This is a genomic window from Priestia sp. FSL R5-0597, assembly GCF_038006305.1.
Taxonomy (GTDB): Bacteria; Bacillota; Bacilli; order Bacillales; family Bacillaceae_H; genus Priestia; species Priestia zanthoxyli.
This window is the reverse complement of sequence record NZ_JBBOUZ010000002.1, coordinates 74,349-88,881: the sequence shown is the minus strand read 5'-3', so window position 1 is coordinate 88,881 and position 14,533 is coordinate 74,349. Positions and strand designations below refer to the sequence as shown.

The 14,533-nt window shown below is 35.0% G+C and carries 16 protein-coding genes and 1 riboswitch; of the genes, 6 read left to right on the top strand and 10 right to left on the bottom strand.

What is annotated here, in order from left to right:
* Positions 1-5: 5 nt before the first annotated feature.
* The 7 genes from MKX72_RS27160 to MKX72_RS27130 all read right to left on the bottom strand — a co-directional run bounded on the left by MKX72_RS27160 (position 6) and on the right by MKX72_RS27130 (position 5,013).
* On the bottom strand, positions 6-191 hold the full coding sequence (locus MKX72_RS27160; RefSeq protein ID WP_154975043.1) for a hypothetical protein: 186 nt from the start codon (positions 189-191) through the stop codon (positions 6-8).
* Positions 192-295: 104 nt separating this feature from the next.
* Complete coding sequence (locus MKX72_RS27155; protein ID WP_098113989.1) at positions 296-520, bottom strand: hypothetical protein; 225 nt, start codon at positions 518-520, stop codon at positions 296-298.
* Positions 521-847: 327 nt separating this feature from the next.
* On the bottom strand, positions 848-1,192 hold the full coding sequence (locus MKX72_RS27150) for a DUF4030 domain-containing protein (protein ID WP_098113988.1): 345 nt from the start codon (positions 1,190-1,192) through the stop codon (positions 848-850).
* 1,180 nt (positions 1,193-2,372) lie between these two features.
* Positions 2,373-2,552, bottom strand: coding sequence for an aspartyl-phosphate phosphatase Spo0E family protein (locus MKX72_RS27145; protein WP_261763731.1), 180 nt, complete (start codon positions 2,550-2,552; stop codon positions 2,373-2,375).
* Positions 2,553-2,875: 323 nt separating this feature from the next.
* Entirely contained in the window at positions 2,876-3,571 is a 696-nt protein-coding gene (locus tag MKX72_RS27140; protein WP_098113987.1) for a hypothetical protein, read from the bottom strand.
* The gene (locus MKX72_RS27135) at positions 3,568-4,701 is read right to left on the bottom strand and encodes an FtsK/SpoIIIE domain-containing protein (RefSeq protein ID WP_098113986.1); all 1,134 of its coding nucleotides are present in this window, start codon (positions 4,699-4,701) and stop codon (positions 3,568-3,570) included. The genes MKX72_RS27140 and MKX72_RS27135 overlap by 4 nt, the downstream gene beginning before the upstream one ends.
* A gap of 12 nt (positions 4,702-4,713) precedes the next feature.
* Positions 4,714-5,013, bottom strand: coding sequence for a hypothetical protein (locus tag MKX72_RS27130; RefSeq protein WP_098113985.1), 300 nt, complete (start codon positions 5,011-5,013; stop codon positions 4,714-4,716).
* 675 nt (positions 5,014-5,688) lie between these two features.
* Between MKX72_RS27130 and MKX72_RS27125 the strand changes: the two genes are divergently transcribed.
* Positions 5,689-5,928, top strand: a complete 240-nt coding sequence (locus MKX72_RS27125; protein ID WP_048022390.1) for a MerR family transcriptional regulator — start codon at positions 5,689-5,691, stop codon at positions 5,926-5,928.
* Between the two features lie 634 nt (positions 5,929-6,562).
* On the opposite strand, the gene MKX72_RS27120 is transcribed toward MKX72_RS27125, so the two are convergent.
* Positions 6,563-6,772, bottom strand: coding sequence for an alpha/beta-type small acid-soluble spore protein (locus MKX72_RS27120; RefSeq protein ID WP_047934289.1), 210 nt, complete (start codon positions 6,770-6,772; stop codon positions 6,563-6,565).
* Positions 6,773-7,300: 528 nt separating this feature from the next.
* Here MKX72_RS27120 and MKX72_RS27115 point away from each other — a divergent pair.
* From MKX72_RS27115 to MKX72_RS27095, 5 genes are all read left to right on the top strand, one after another.
* On the top strand, positions 7,301-8,485 hold the full coding sequence (locus tag MKX72_RS27115; protein WP_221817324.1) for an Alp7A family actin-like protein: 1,185 nt from the start codon (positions 7,301-7,303) through the stop codon (positions 8,483-8,485).
* A gap of 17 nt (positions 8,486-8,502) precedes the next feature.
* A complete protein-coding gene (locus tag MKX72_RS27110) occupies positions 8,503-8,880 on the top strand; it encodes a hypothetical protein (protein WP_221817325.1) in 378 nt (125 codons plus the stop codon).
* 375 nt (positions 8,881-9,255) lie between these two features.
* Positions 9,256-10,092, top strand: coding sequence for an STAS domain-containing protein (locus MKX72_RS27105; RefSeq protein WP_154992488.1), 837 nt, complete (start codon positions 9,256-9,258; stop codon positions 10,090-10,092).
* A 199-nt stretch (positions 10,093-10,291) separates the two neighbouring features.
* Positions 10,292-10,624, top strand: a complete 333-nt coding sequence (locus MKX72_RS27100; RefSeq protein ID WP_154992489.1) for a hypothetical protein — start codon at positions 10,292-10,294, stop codon at positions 10,622-10,624.
* Between the two features lie 488 nt (positions 10,625-11,112).
* Positions 11,113-11,213: riboswitch (SAM riboswitch) on the top strand.
* A gap of 81 nt (positions 11,214-11,294) precedes the next feature.
* On the top strand, positions 11,295-12,422 hold the full coding sequence (locus tag MKX72_RS27095; protein WP_154974577.1) for a 5-methyltetrahydropteroyltriglutamate--homocysteine S-methyltransferase: 1,128 nt from the start codon (positions 11,295-11,297) through the stop codon (positions 12,420-12,422).
* 135 nt (positions 12,423-12,557) lie between these two features.
* On the opposite strand, the gene MKX72_RS27090 is transcribed toward MKX72_RS27095, so the two are convergent.
* A complete protein-coding gene (locus MKX72_RS27090) occupies positions 12,558-12,767 on the bottom strand; it encodes an alpha/beta-type small acid-soluble spore protein (RefSeq protein ID WP_013084404.1) in 210 nt (69 codons plus the stop codon).
* A gap of 224 nt (positions 12,768-12,991) precedes the next feature.
* Positions 12,992-13,858 carry an Rpn family recombination-promoting nuclease/putative transposase gene (locus tag MKX72_RS27085; protein ID WP_154974574.1) on the bottom strand — a complete coding sequence of 289 codons (867 nt, stop codon included), beginning with the start codon at positions 13,856-13,858 and terminating at the stop codon, positions 12,992-12,994.
* Between the last annotated feature and the right edge of the window lie 675 nt (positions 13,859-14,533).

Below are 14,533 nucleotides of genomic sequence, written 5' to 3'. Positions count from 1 at the left end.
ATTACTTATGTATTGCTTTCCTTTTTTATATTTTTCCCTGTATATATTGAGTTAACTAATAATATCAGGGTTCCTAATAGCCAGCCCACAATAGGAGAGTACTCAAATACATTTTTGAAAGCCATCCCTAAAGAAATGGTTACCATTCCTAGCATTAATAGAAGCACTGTAATGCCTTGCTGTTTTTGCATATGTATCACTTTAGAAAAACTTCCTTATAATTACATTTAAACATATTTATAAGATATTATTTAAAGACACCTATCATACAAAGGCTTAGTTAACATAAAACCCATTAAAAGTAAAAAGAGGAAGCTAAAACTAAATATGTTCCCAATATAAGCAAAATACCCAAACCGATAAAACTTAACCAATACATCCAAGGGTAACTATATAAAATTGTCGCAACTCCTGTATTTCTATTCACTATGGTAGACGTACTAGGAGTATAAATTGTATTAATGGTTAAGTACGTTAATAAAGCTTGAGCAATAAGAAATACGCCTATTGCACGTTTCATGGCCTTTCCTCCAAATTCACACATGTTTCTATATATATTTAAACATAAAGAGACTAGCTTAATTGTTCCGTTATGTATTCTTTAATTGATGACCTCGTCATCTTGATTATGAATAACAATCTTGTAAGAATCACCTTTAGATTGCTTCTTTATATCTTTAGTTTGAGGAAAAATATTTACTTCTCTTTTGATTTTTTCACTATACTCTTAAGCTCCGTCATCAGACCTAATTATAGGGGCAACAATAGCAACTGTAACAGGCTGTTTCAATGTAACGTCAATCTTTTTATATGTTACATTTTTTATACTCTTTATTCTCTTTCAAATCTACAAGGACCTTATTCTCAATATCAAACCACGTTTCTCTTTTTCTAATTGTTTACCATTTCTCTCCCGAACGTCAACTTTATAAGTACTCAAACCATTTTCTTTTAATTGACGTTTAATGTCTGCTTTTACTTTGTCTGCATCTTCAGTGTCCAATATCTCAACTTTTACATCCTTTGATTTCAAGTCTTGCCCAATACTTAAAACGACGTATTTATCAGATATATCACTAAGGATAGTATCTAATTTCTTATCCTTAATAGTTGAAGTTGTGTCAGCATGTTGACAAGCTGCAAGCAACAATGCAGAACAACCAAGAAATAGGATGTTGCTTATTAATTTCATTCTTCCCTCTCCTTATGAATTTAATTGTTCTGTCCAAAACGAACCATACAATTATTTCATAAAATAGAAAAAATTAAAATAAAATCTTTCTTTTTGATCATGGGCACATGTAGAATTGAGTACGATGGAAAATCCGTTACATCTAATCGAAAATTTTGAAAGAATCGTGGATCATGCGGTGAATAAACTCTCTTTTCCGTTAATTTGTGCATACAAAGGAGAAAGGATGCCGGAGTATCTCCAAACTATTTTAATGGAAACACACCCTTATGTTCTCATGGAAGGTGATTTAATTACCTCTGAGCAATATCGGCTCCTAACTGATTTAGAATAAAAATAAGAACGCTTACGTAGCTATATGAAGCTTTTTTTTATCGTTAAGGAAATGGATAGTTCTCTTTTTTCATTCAGTTTATTGCCCTTCATAAAATTTCTCTTTGTTTCCTTATATCTCTTCTGTTTAACCGTCATAGTCTACATGTTGATGCTAACTGGATTTATTTATTTTGAAAATTTTATTTATTAAGGATAAAAATTACTTTTTTAGTTAAAACATGATAAAATAGAATCGATGGTTCCACTATAAAACCATTACTTATTCGTAGCGAAGAAGAGCCCTTTCAGTCCTTAACTAGTGAAGGGCTTTTCTTGTTTTCCGCGTATAGCTACCTTATTTTAAATTAATTTTAATTCCGCCAGAAGAAGCTGGTGGAATTAACCTTTCTTCCTATGTATTTTACTGGTCAAAGAAAGTCCGTAAATAAAAATAACTTTGAAAAGGGAGAATCCTAAACTATTCTTTATAAATGGAACTAGCTAATGACTCCTTACGTTTTTGGTGAGAGATGTATTTATTATTTATGTGTATATAAATATTGTAGACAGAACAAACTATTTAGAACGCTGAGAAGCGTTGGTTTGGAAATCCTCATTGTGTTTTCGAGTTGACAATATGCATCGCAGAAAAGCCACTGATATATATCAGTGGCTTTTCTGTGTTTACATTAGGCGTGATAGATAAAGATAATTTCAGCACATTATATCTTTACTTTATTATCCAAATTATTTATAATTTACAAGTCCATTAGTAAGTTAATCACCACTTACTAAAGAATAATCGCTTTCTCATGCTAGGCCAATGCGATGAGAAAGCGATTGTTTTTTATTTATAAAAAAATAACTAGTGCTTTGTTGAAGTTACCTTATGTAATTCATTTAACAGTTGGTCAATGGACTGGCTTACTTGAAATGTACTCTTGCTTGCAATTCCTTCTTCTTTTGCTACCTGAACCATATTTTCCTTGGCCTTTTCTATTTCTGTAAGTAACGCGTGTCTCAAACGAATCTTACATTCCTTCAAATTTCCTACCACCTACTTACCAATACTGTAAAACTTTAGACATATTTAACAGTAAATGTATTATTCAGCTATTTCAATAGCCAATTTACAAGGTTTTAGATGAATTTTTTTATGAGATGGCTTTACTGGACTTTAATTTAACGAAAAATAATGTAAATTTATCACAATTTTATCTAACTGATAAAAACAATAAGAAAAATATAGAATATTTGTAATAAAATTGTTATAGTTAAATTGCTATGACGTTCACATTTTAACGAGTGTGACATCAGGAAGGCTGCCTCATTCCCTGTTTTGAGGCAGCTTTTTTATATTATCTGTCCTTACGTAAGGTTAATCTTAATTCCACCAGAAGAAACTAATGGCTTCGCCCCTGATTCTTTCGTTTGTTTTGAAGAACTTTTATACTTCTCCATCAATTCATGAATACTTGCTACTTGTATAATGCGGAGGTGGTCAGAAGACACCACATACCGAACAGGTGTAATCAAAATGACAGAAGGAAAGATGGCTGATCGGTCCTCTGGCTGCCAATGCAATGATTTCCACTCATCAGAAAAGAAAAACTCCTCATATAAATTAATCTTATCCTGCATTTTCTGTTCGGAATACTGATTACGTTGTATTTCAATCCAAAAAGGAGACCCTTTAAAAATACAAAACAGATCCGGTTCAACCCCTCCTTTTCGCCCGGTGGGCTTATCTTCGACAATGACCTGTTTAGGTGTGCTATACGTATACATTTGTTTATAGACATCCAAAATAGAAAGGAAATGTAAGATTTTTTGAGAGCTCTTTTTGATTTTGGCATCCACAGGTAAATAGACGGTCGGAGAACACTGCTGTGTGCGTTCAATGAGCCCTAATCGATATAAACGTACCATGACGCTATTACACGCATTTATGGGCGATTTAAGCTGTTTAAAGAAGAGGTCAACTAATGAGTCTCGATCCACAGCTCGAAACTGATTAATAAACGCGATGATGTCTTTATCACGTTTAGATAAACGGAAACTCATCGCTGCTCCTCCTTCTCTAATAACCCAAAGATGGACTGTGACACCACTTCTAGTTCTGGTTCAGGGTCTTTTACGAGCGTTTTATAAGGTGAAAGTATTTCCTTACAAGCTCCTTCATCTAAGAAGTAGGCTTGAAACTCTTTGACCTCATTAATTTTAATCCTCATGCGCCCTCTAGCTGCAGCATCGATTTCTTCTGCGCCGATGACTCCGGCAACTTTCGCATTTATTGCATCGGCCTGCCTTCCAGAGATCCGAACCCGTAAGTTTGCTTTGAGTGCTGAATTTAACAAATCGGCATCGGGACGCTGCATGGCAATAATCGTGTGAACACCTAGCGCACGGCCTTGACTGGCGAACTGTTGAATCATCTCTACAAGATCTGTTTCTCTCTTCACGATGGACATTTCATCAATTACCACAACGATACGAGGCAGTTTAAAAGGTAGCCTGCTGATATGAGTGACCCCATGTTCTAACAACAAATCGCCTCGTCGATACATTTCAGCTCGTAATAACGCAAAAGGTTTTCTCATATCCTTTGCCTCAAAACAAAGCGCATCTACATGCTCAATCCCGTGAAACAGCCCCAAATCAGCTCGTTTAAGATCCACTAACACTAAACGCAAGTCTTCAGGAGAGGCATATTTCACCCAAGTGGTGAGGATAACCCGCATAAGACTGCTTTTCCCGGCTCCAATTTCGCCAGAAATCAGTAAGGTTTCTAAATCGGCAAAATCCCATGAAACCGGGTTTCCATAGATATCTTGACCGATGCATACGGGAAGTTCCATTTTCTCAATATGAGGGTGAATGCCTTCATACCTATAATGGAGCATCTTAGGGAGGCTTTTGTGATGAACAGTAATACTAAAGTTTTTTAAGCTGCCATTTATTTCGATGTTGCTGCCTAATACTTGGCGTAACGCCCATCTCTTTTTATTTAAAAGGTCAGGATCAATGCCATTTAGTAAGGAAAAGGCGTACCGGGTGTACGTATGGTGGTTCTCGATTTGATGAATTTTTGGAAAGAGATAAGAGGTTCGGTCTCCTCGTTTCACTATCCGGTAAATCTCTGCCGTACGAAACGCTTTAATCAGTTGGCCACGCAGTTTTAGTTTTTCAAACATCCATATTCCTCCTCAAAACATAAAGGTCGCAAAAAAGTAAATCAACGCACTATAGAAGGTAACAGGCAGGATAAACCGCATCACTTTCGCAAACTGATTAACCAGATCTATGACACCCCATCGTTCTAATATTCGTTCGATAATAGCGATTCCTAAGACGATACCTCCTATGGTTAAAATAGTGGGGTCAAGCATGGCAAGTGGACTAAATGGGACAAAGGAATATGCCTTGAATGGACGAGGCTTTGTGGAAGGCTTAAAGAATGGTTGATGGAGGAAGTTTCGAAAACCAATATCATGTGTTTTTCTCATGCTGATACCTTCTTTCATTTGTTTAATTTTTTTGCGTTTTACATACCTATTTTTTCAGCTCAACCCATTCGGTCGCCCCCTTCGCCTCTTCGGCTCAGCTCCCTTACAGGTTCCCCAATTGGCTTCACTGGGCGTATACAGCTTGTATTAACGCGGTAGCGATACTGAACTAGCTACTGATTAGGTGATGAAGTTAAGATTCTTTAGATACTATGTAACTACTGCGGTAAGCTTGCCTGTCCAGTCGAAAAATAACAAAGAACCCTTACCGCAGTAGGTAAGGGGTAGCTAATTATGTAAGAAGGCAAGAGTTTTTATATGCTGATGCTTGTACTAGTCACGAACATTTAATACAGAAAGGACGAGAAGTTAAAAGCGTTTCAGAGGATGGATGGAACAGATCTGAGGATCATCAAAAATTAAAGGATAAGACTTCTTAAGCTTTAAAAAAAGAGCATGGATCCGTTCATAATTGCATTTAGCATGTCAGGTGTTATGACCAAGTTGTAGATGTTTTTATCATATACTGATACTGTAAAATTTAATTATTTGAAAATTTAGATATATTAACTAAATTCCCCACCTATAAGAATTGACGCATCGCGAACTTAGCCAAATAGTATAGAGGAGAGAAACTAATTGAATAAGGATTGTTCATATCGAGAAAAAAAAGTAATGACTATGAAAACTGTATCTGAAATGACTGGGCTTTCTGAAAGACAAATTCGTTATTATGAAGCTCAAAACCTTATCTTTCCTGAAAGGAATTCCTCGCTTATCCGTAGGTATTCTTTTTCTGATATTGAAGAGCTAATGGATATTGCAGAAAAAATAGAGGAGGGTGTTCTTACACGAGAAATTCGAGAGGATCTTGATAAGAAAAGAAAAACAACGAATAGAATCAATACTAGGTAAATAAAAGTTCATTATCTGTCCACTCAAACTACTTAAGTTGCTGTTAAAAAGATCGCATTGTCTAAAGTGGAGATCTTTAAATGTAAGCCAATTCGAAAAAATGGCGTATAGAGGAGAGGAGACAATAACATGAAATTATTTGTGAGTGAGGTTTTTAAAAATTGTTTATGTTCACTTGAATTTGTTTACCTTTATATGTTGCTTTCTTTTGTAGAATTACAAGTTGGTATTGTAAAATCGCTATCATTAAAGTAATTTTTCGCCCTAAAAGATGCATAATAAATGTATCTTTAAAGGTGTTTTTATTATACATTATTTTCATTTAAAATTACTATTTTCATAAATTGTATAAAAATAGGTTTTATTGTCTGTCAAGGTGGTATATGATGAGTACAGAGCTAAAGCAGACTTCAATGGTGTGTATGGCTACTGTAAATGGTTCAGGTTTAACGAAATAAACCGGGATACATAACGATAAGGTCTCACAAGGGCAAAGAAGTTATGTTCTACTGAAAAAGCCTCCATCGATATTGATGGAGGCTTTTCATATTATGCATGTGCCTTTTATTATTTAAATCATAGAAAAGAGAAGAAAGATGTTTCTTCTTCCTTTAGTCCCTATTATGAGACCATTTTAGAAGCGTCCGCCGCCAAGTTGTTGCTCAGCCATTTGTACCAGACGTTTTGTAATCTCTCCACCTACAGATCCGTTTGCACGAGCAGTTGCATCAGGACCTAGGTTAACACCAAACTCACTAGCAATTTCATATTTCATTTGGTCAATTGCTTGTTGAGCACCATATACTAATAATTCATTTGTGTTGCTATTTTTATTGTTTGCCATTTTATCCATCTCCTTTATTGGTTGTAACGTTAACATGTGTAAAAGGAGAATCAGTTATTCATAAAATGAAAAGAATTTTAAACTATCCTTACCTTATAAATTCGTATAGAAAAAGTGACTACTTGATAAGGAAAATTAAATCTCTTTGTTAAATGATATCTAATCGTTATAACTTCTAAAATAAAAAGCAAGCTAATCTATAAAAGGATAGGCTTTAAAGAAAGAGCTAAGATGACATTTAAAGACAAGATTCATTATATATTACCTTATTAAAGAATAAAGTTGCTTGTATTTCTAAGCGTAAAAAAAAAGACAAGTCAGTAGGTTTTGCAGTTGTTGTGTTGCTAATTTTCAGTAAGATAATGGTGGGACATCGTATTTAAATATAATCTCTACTTAATTCCTTCAATTGTTGATAGATGTAAGTTTTTGTAGATAATTAAATCGTTCTCACATCTTGAATATTTATCCTACATCAAGTACAATAAGTTGAATATAAGTTCAACTTAAAAGATGAGGTGTATAGAAATGAAAATTTCACGTTTTAATAAAGATTGCGGAAACTCTGTGGATATGAACATCATGGATGGATATTTATTTGATTTTCCAACGAATGTAGTTGAACTGCAAAAAGAAGCTGCAGATTCGTTTTTCACAGATGCTGTTACAGCTCCAGAAGAATTTAAAAAGCGTATTTTACTTTCCACAACTATTCAAGGAGAAGAGAAAGAGCGCTATTTCTTGGTCGGTGACATTGCAGCTAGTCAATTGCTGGCTAATAATCACATTAATAAATTACATAATAAAATTACAAGTCATATTCCATACATCACTTTTTTAGCTGCCATTGCGTATTACCATGCGTTACATGCTAAGGATAAAAAAGATAACACAATTGAAATTGACTACTTTTCTACGATGCTACCAATCTGGCTCCTTAAGAAAGAGAGTACATTTGGTGCAGCTCAAAAAGCGATGGCTAATCGTTTCTTAGGCGACCATACGTTTACGGTGCATACGCCTGGGTTTGAAAATACATTAAAAGTAGTAGTAGAAGAAAGTGCGTGCTTAAAAGAGGGAGAAAGTGCACGTTTTGCCTTAAAAAAAGACTTAACCCTTGAAGATCGTGAAGATGCAAATGAGTATGTAGAATGTGAAACCGTGATGGTGGACATTGGTGGTGGTTCCATTGATGTGGTTATTCTACCAGAAGGGTTGAAAGCTGCCAATAGTCGTGAATCATTCCAAAGCATTGAAGGCATTCCTTATTTAGCGCATATTGATAAATTACGTAAAGAAAAATTCCTAGAACTGTTTACAGACTTACGTGCCTTTGATCAATTTATTCTTGATAACTACAGTAAACAAAAGTTTGTATTAAAAAACGAAAACACAGGCGAATCCATTGATTTAACAAATACAATCAAGTCTTCTCTTCGAGAATATGTAGAGATCTTATTGGCTAAATTAAATGATGTTGCACCACCACCAGCGAACAAAGTGCGTAAATATGTGTACTGTGGAGGGGTAGCTCCTACTTTAGAAGTTGCTATCATGAATAGTATGCGTGAAAAAATTGGAGAAGAACGTACAGACAAGTACCATAAGGTTCCTCAAGATAGCCGTCACTTAAATTTATTTGGCTTAGAGATTCGTAGTATTGGTTACGTTCAGAAGAAGCAAGCAGCAGATAAGAAAGCCGTTAAATCCTAACAACGTAGGTGATAAGGATGTCAGAACGCCAAAATGCGTTTACCATTAAGACAAATCGATTGAGTGATGAAGTGTATAATCAACTGGCTACATATGCTAAATCGCGTAAGTTAGGAGATTATATTTCGTCTTTAATTCTACGTGATTTAGATGATTCATCTACTGGAAGAAAAGAAAGGGAAGATAAAAAAACCTACGAAATGTTTGAGCATATTAAGAATGAACTATCTGAATTAAAGGTATTAGCCCAAACAACGGGTTTTGTAGGAAGCAATACTTTTAAAGAAGAAGAGCCTTCAAAGGTTCCTCAACTGAACGAAGGAAAGATTGCCGATTTAGAAAATATATCTGGCTCATTAGACGATGATGACTTAGAAGAATATAGCGACTTTTAAAAAGGAGAACCACTAGAGCCATTCTAGTGGTTTTCTTTTTGTGGTTCACCTAAACCATGAGGAAACAGATACTAGCCTTTAACAATAATTAAGGTGAAATGTTTTATATAGAAACAATTATAAATTATAAATTTTACTTACTTTTTTTATATTTTATCATTCATATAAAAAGGCACCTAACAAACAGCAGGATTAATGGATTTCAGTTGAGAATAAACTAACCTCATTTTATTTTTTAACTTAAGCAATTCGTCTATAAAACTAAAGAGGTACCCCAGAAACGCTACCTCTCATGAATGTACCATATCTTAAAATAAGTATCCGTACGTTGAATAGTAGTTATGTTTTCTGTGATCAATAAAAGGGGAAAACGTTATGGATAAAATGACTCAAGAATTACATGATTTTTTATTACAACATGTGAATGAAATGGCTCAAGAGTGGTTAGATTCTCGAGAGATAGAAGAGAATTCTGTTTATACAGTTGATGCTTCTCCAAAGGTAACTGAATACCTTCGAGAACAAAATCACTATTTTACCCGTACAATAGTGAAGGTCCTAAAGGATGGATCTTTTAAAAATCTTAGTGGTTGGGCCCAAGAGATTGCAACCAAACAAGCTCGTTTAGGGAATCCTCTTTACCTGAGTATCCGTCATTTCAAAAAGTTTCGTGCTATTTTTCTTAACAAGGTTGAAGCATTTATAAGCCTCCATCAGTCTAGTATTGCACAACAAGATATTATTCTATGGAACAGAACCTTAAACGAAGCCTTTGATCGGATGATTGGACTCTTTACCATGTATTATGGACAAGTAGCAGAGGCGCAAGTATATGCTCAAAAAAAGCTAATTTCAGAACTTAGTACACCAGTCATTAGTATTTCAGATACAGTTGGTGTTCTTCCTATAATTGGTCAGATCGATGACTATAAGAGCAATGACTTTGCGGGAAAAATTATGATGCAGGCAAAAGACCTTGAATTGTCTTGCCTAATCATTGATTTATCAGGTGTACCTTCCATTGATACAATGATGACCAATGAATTGTTTCAAGTCGTAAACATGTTAGAATTGCTAGGAATCGATACAACGATTACAGGTATCCGTCCAGAAATCGCTTTAACAGCTGTTCAATTGGGTATAGACTTCAGTAAAATAAGAACCTATGGAAAACTAAAGGACGCAGTAAGTGACCTTTTGCATATAAGGTAAAAGAATTATAGCAGCAGGAAGACTACCAATGGAAGGTAGTCTTCTTATTATTGGATAGAAATAAAGACGGAATAGCTAGTAACTAAGCATCAATTGAAATTAGTAATTTAACTTATCAAAAGAAGGGTTTATTTTATTGTTATTGAATCTGTACAAGATGGTTTATCTCAAATCTCAATCCCAGAGAGGGGAAATGATAATGGCCATTGGAAGAGAACGAGCTGCAAGGAGTATTTTGGGTCAATCAGGATTGAGGAATAGGAATCTAGAAAACGCTATGCTTGATGAAAAAGATAAAAAATCTCGCACCTCAGATTTTGAAAAAGTTCCCACTCCTCGTCAGGGGTCTACTCGAACAGCAAGGATGGCAGAAGAATATAGGGCTGAATATAAAAGGGTAAAAAGAAGAGAGCAATTTTTGCAAGATACAATAGATTTATTAAACGATTGTAATAACAAGCAATCTGTTGAAGAGTTAAAGGAATTAATTAATTTAGCAAAAGAACGATTAACTATGTATAAAGGCAAATAGAAATTATTTCTTTTTTTATCAATGAAGTGCTGTAATATGAATACGTTCACATTCACATTGATGTGAGTGCATTTTTGCTAGGAGAGAGCAGCCAGTATATGATGGTTGCTCTTTTCGTATTTGCAAGAAGATGTGACTATATGAAAGATTGGTTTAGCGTATTCGCTCTAAGAAATGAATCAAAGAGAGAAATTAGAAGTGAGGAATAGCGCTCCTTGCAAAGTGCAATGAAGAGGCTAGGTATAATGGAGTCAGGTATTTTTTTAGTACAATTAGTGAAGATAAATAACAATTAGGTAATGGAGCCAAAATTCTTTAAATACTATGTAGCTATTGCGATAAGCTTTCCTGTCCAAACCAAAAACAAAGAAGAACCCTTACTGTAGTGGGTAATGAGATAAGAGATGTACTATTTCTGATTTTCCAATTTTTTGTTGACAAGCTAAGAAAACAAGTGTAATATTTCTTCTAGTTAAATAAATTGAATATTCTTATCTCGAGAGGTGGAGGGACTGGCCCTAGGAAGCCTCGGCAACAGACTGTTAAAGTACTGTGCCAATTCCAGTAGCAATTTGCTTGAAGATAAGAAGAGAACCCATAATGATTATTAACCTCTTCTTATTTTTAAGAAGAGGTTTTTTATTTTAAAAAGAAAGAAGGAGACAAACTCATGACAAAGACACTAGTGAAGGCTCCATTTAAAGCTGATCACGTAGGCAGCTTTTTACGCACAACTCCCCTTAAAGAAGCAAGAAAAGCGTATGCAAATGGTACAATTAATAAAGCCGATCTAAAATCTGTAGAGGATAAAGAAATTGAAAAGCTTGTCCAGAAGCAAATTGAAGTAGGTCTTAAATCTATCACGGACGGTGAATTTAGACGTTCTTGGTGGCATTTGGACTTCTTATCAGGCTTAGAAGGTGTAGAGCAGTTTGAGACAGAATATATCAGCCAATTCAAGGGTGCAAAAACCAAAAATAACGCGATTAAGGTAGTAGGTAAAGTAGACTTCAATCATCATTATATGGTAGAACATTTCACGTTTTTAAAAGAAGCTGTCGAACGCCATGGTGATGGAAGCCAAGTCGCTAAATTCTCACTTCCAAGCCCAAACATGTTATTTACTCGAATTCAAGAAGATACATATTACAATGGAAACAGAGATCAATTTTATCATGATACTGTGGCTGCTTATCAGAAAGCGATTCAAGTCTTTTACGACGCAGGCTGCCGTTATCTACAATTAGACGATACTTCGTGGATTGATTTTGTTTCTGAAGAACGCATCAATGCGGTTGTTGAGAAGCTGGGTATGGATGTAAAAGACATTATCAATACTAGAGTAAGTTGTTTAAATGATGCTATTTCTAAAAAGCCTGAAGATATGCTCATTACTATGCATATTTGCCGTGGAAACTTTAGATCTACTTATATCACAAGTGGTGGCTATGATACTATATCCGATGCAATCTTTGCTAACTTACATGTAGATGGGCTTTTTCTTGAATATGATGACAACCGTTCAGGAGATTTTGAACCATTAAAAAGCTTTACAGGTAACAATCAAACTGTTGTATTAGGGTTAGTAACATCTAAATTTCCTACACTAGAAGATACTGAGGTTATTAGGCAAAGAATCCAAGAAGCAAGTCAGTATGTTCCTCTAGCTAACTTGTCATTGAGTCCGCAATGTGGCTTTGCAAGTACAGAAGAAGGAAATGTATTAACAGAAGAGGAACAGTGGAATAAAATTAGTCACATAATTAAAATTGCTCAAGATGTCTGGGGAGCCAACTAAAAAGTGAGAATCGCTTTTTAATTTTACATAAGTAGCATTCTAGATGTGTTGAAATACGATAAATAGGCGGATCTTATAACGGAAAAAAGGAAGAATGAAGTTCATTCTTCCTTCAGCCATTATTATAAAGTTTTATTAGAAACGTCCGCCGCCAAGTTGTTGCTCAGCCATTTGTACCAGACGCTTAGTGATTTCGCCACCTACTGATCCGTTTGCACGTGCAGTTGTGTCAGCACCAAGGTTTACACCAAATTCGCTCGCAATTTCATACTTCATTTGATCGATTGCTTGTTCAGCACCATATACTAATAACTCGTTGTTGTTGCTGCTTTTGTTGTTTGCCATGTTGTGTCACCTCCTTGTTTCTTTTAAAGTTCCTATCTTAAAAGAAGTACATACATAGTAAATAATGGATGTATTATTTTCTTACGTGCTTCCTATACTATTTTTTAAAAACAAATGACACTGTAAAAAGTGGTATTAGATGTTTCATTTCCTTGTCATGAAAATCAATATTTGCCATGTTCGAAAAAAGAGCCGTACCTTTTAAGTACGGCTCTTTTTTCTATTTATTGATGACGAAGATTTTCGATTTCTTCTACAGAAAGACCTGTCAATTTACTGATTATTTTACTCGATATACCTTCTTGAATCATTCCAATGGCCATTAACTTTATAGCTTCTTCTTTTCCTTTCCTTTCAGCTCTTTTCAAAGCTGATTTCTCATCTAATAATGCTTTTCTTCGGGCTTCATAAGCTAATAATACTTCTGGATCTTGGCTTACGCGTTCCCACTCATCTATCGCTTTTTTTAGCACGTGATCTTCTTGCATTGCAATCTCCTCCAATACTTGAGTGATTTCTTCATCTTCCGATGCTTCAAGCAATAATAACCATCGTACAAGTTGATCTTCTCGTGGATCTACCTCTCTGTTACGCCATTTAATCAATAACTTAGGTAGTTCCATAAAATGAATTTCTATCATATCCGTTAAGAGTAATTTTTGTTCACGTTCGTATAACTGGAAGGTGGAATGATAATGATTAATATGAGATAAATAACGGAAATTTACAATATTGATGGTGATGGTTTTACAAAGCTCTCCGTAGTCCATACCTTCTTTCATTTGGCTGCTATACATCTTGGACCAATAATAGAGGGTTCGCTTTTCCATGTCATGTTTGTTATTAAGCTGAATCTCAATATTAACGCGGCTTCCATCTTCTAATTGTGCGTGTACGTCCAGAATGGAACGTTTATCTTCTTGGTTTTCTTTATTAAAATGCGGATCTAACAGCTGAACCGTTTGAATCTTCTTTTCGTCTGGAAAACGAAGCGCAGCATTTAAAAAGGCAGCTAGAATGGATTCATTTCCATGGGTGCCAAATAATGATTTAAATGCAAAGTCAACACGTAAATCTAATCGTTTTGTCATAATGCCCTCCGTCGTATTTATGGTTATTACCAATAGTATATCATGACTAGATTTCTTCTTCCTATAGTACACTTTGTACCCCCAGGTATGTACGCTAAAAAAAACTCAGTTAACCTTTCTCTTGCCCCAAGGTTTTATATAAGAAATAATGACTAAAAAAGCCAGAAGGATAAAGCTTATTGAAATACCCCAAAATAGCATTCTTCGACTCTGAAAATAAAGAGGGTTTTGGAAAGGATGTAAATCACTAGAAAGAATTTTGGGGAATAAATTATATACGACATTACCCGTAATTGATGACCCCAGGAGAATTGCAAGCATGTTACCTATCCATTTTGTCAGAACCCAATAATATTTTGTTAGGCCTCCCCAGTGAGTACGCAGAGCTAACCATATCCCTGTGAATAAAGAGGCTAATGCGCCAGGTATCGTTAGATAATGGTCAAAATAACTAATAAATAGTATTCCCACGTATATCTGCGATTGATCAGAAAAGAAAGTCATTGAACTTGTTACTAAGAGTTGTCCAAAAATGCCGCCAAAATAAATAATTACAGATAGAACGTGTATAATGAGCCACCATTGCTTACTTCTACGTGTTAGTCTCTTTCGTAACTTCTTAGAAATAAACACGCATAATAAAGTTAGAAGGACAAGTGTTACTAGTAATGTAAC

Excerpts from the sequence above, each read along its gene's own strand:
- MKX72_RS27140 (WP_098113987.1), bottom strand. The coding sequence starts at position 3,571 with ATGAGTTTCCGTTTATCTAAACGTGATAAAGACATCATCGCGTTTATT.
- MKX72_RS27160 (WP_154975043.1), bottom strand. The coding sequence starts at position 191 with ATGCAAAAACAGCAAGGCATTACAGTGCTTCTATTAATGCTAGGAATG.
- MKX72_RS27130 (WP_098113985.1), bottom strand. The coding sequence starts at position 5,013 with ATGAGAAAAACACATGATATTGGTTTTCGAAACTTCCTCCATCAACCA.
- MKX72_RS27120 (WP_047934289.1), bottom strand. The coding sequence starts at position 6,772 with ATGGCAAACAATAAAAATAGCAACACAAATGAATTATTAGTATATGGT.
- MKX72_RS27115 (WP_221817324.1), top strand. The coding sequence starts at position 7,301 with ATGAAAATTTCACGTTTTAATAAAGATTGCGGAAACTCTGTGGATATG.
- MKX72_RS27100 (WP_154992489.1), top strand. The coding sequence starts at position 10,292 with ATGGCCATTGGAAGAGAACGAGCTGCAAGGAGTATTTTGGGTCAATCA.
- MKX72_RS27110 (WP_221817325.1), top strand. The coding sequence starts at position 8,503 with ATGTCAGAACGCCAAAATGCGTTTACCATTAAGACAAATCGATTGAGT.
- MKX72_RS27125 (WP_048022390.1), top strand. The coding sequence starts at position 5,689 with ATGACTATGAAAACTGTATCTGAAATGACTGGGCTTTCTGAAAGACAA.
- MKX72_RS27090 (WP_013084404.1), bottom strand. The coding sequence starts at position 12,767 with ATGGCAAACAACAAAAGCAGCAACAACAACGAGTTATTAGTATATGGT.
- MKX72_RS27155 (WP_098113989.1), bottom strand. The coding sequence starts at position 520 with ATGAAACGTGCAATAGGCGTATTTCTTATTGCTCAAGCTTTATTAACG.
- MKX72_RS27135 (WP_098113986.1), bottom strand. The coding sequence starts at position 4,701 with ATGTTTGAAAAACTAAAACTGCGTGGCCAACTGATTAAAGCGTTTCGT.
- MKX72_RS27085 (WP_154974574.1), bottom strand. The coding sequence starts at position 13,858 with ATGACAAAACGATTAGATTTACGTGTTGACTTTGCATTTAAATCATTA.
- MKX72_RS27095 (WP_154974577.1), top strand. The coding sequence starts at position 11,295 with ATGACAAAGACACTAGTGAAGGCTCCATTTAAAGCTGATCACGTAGGC.
- MKX72_RS27105 (WP_154992488.1), top strand. The coding sequence starts at position 9,256 with ATGGATAAAATGACTCAAGAATTACATGATTTTTTATTACAACATGTG.
- MKX72_RS27150 (WP_098113988.1), bottom strand. The coding sequence starts at position 1,192 with ATGAAATTAATAAGCAACATCCTATTTCTTGGTTGTTCTGCATTGTTG.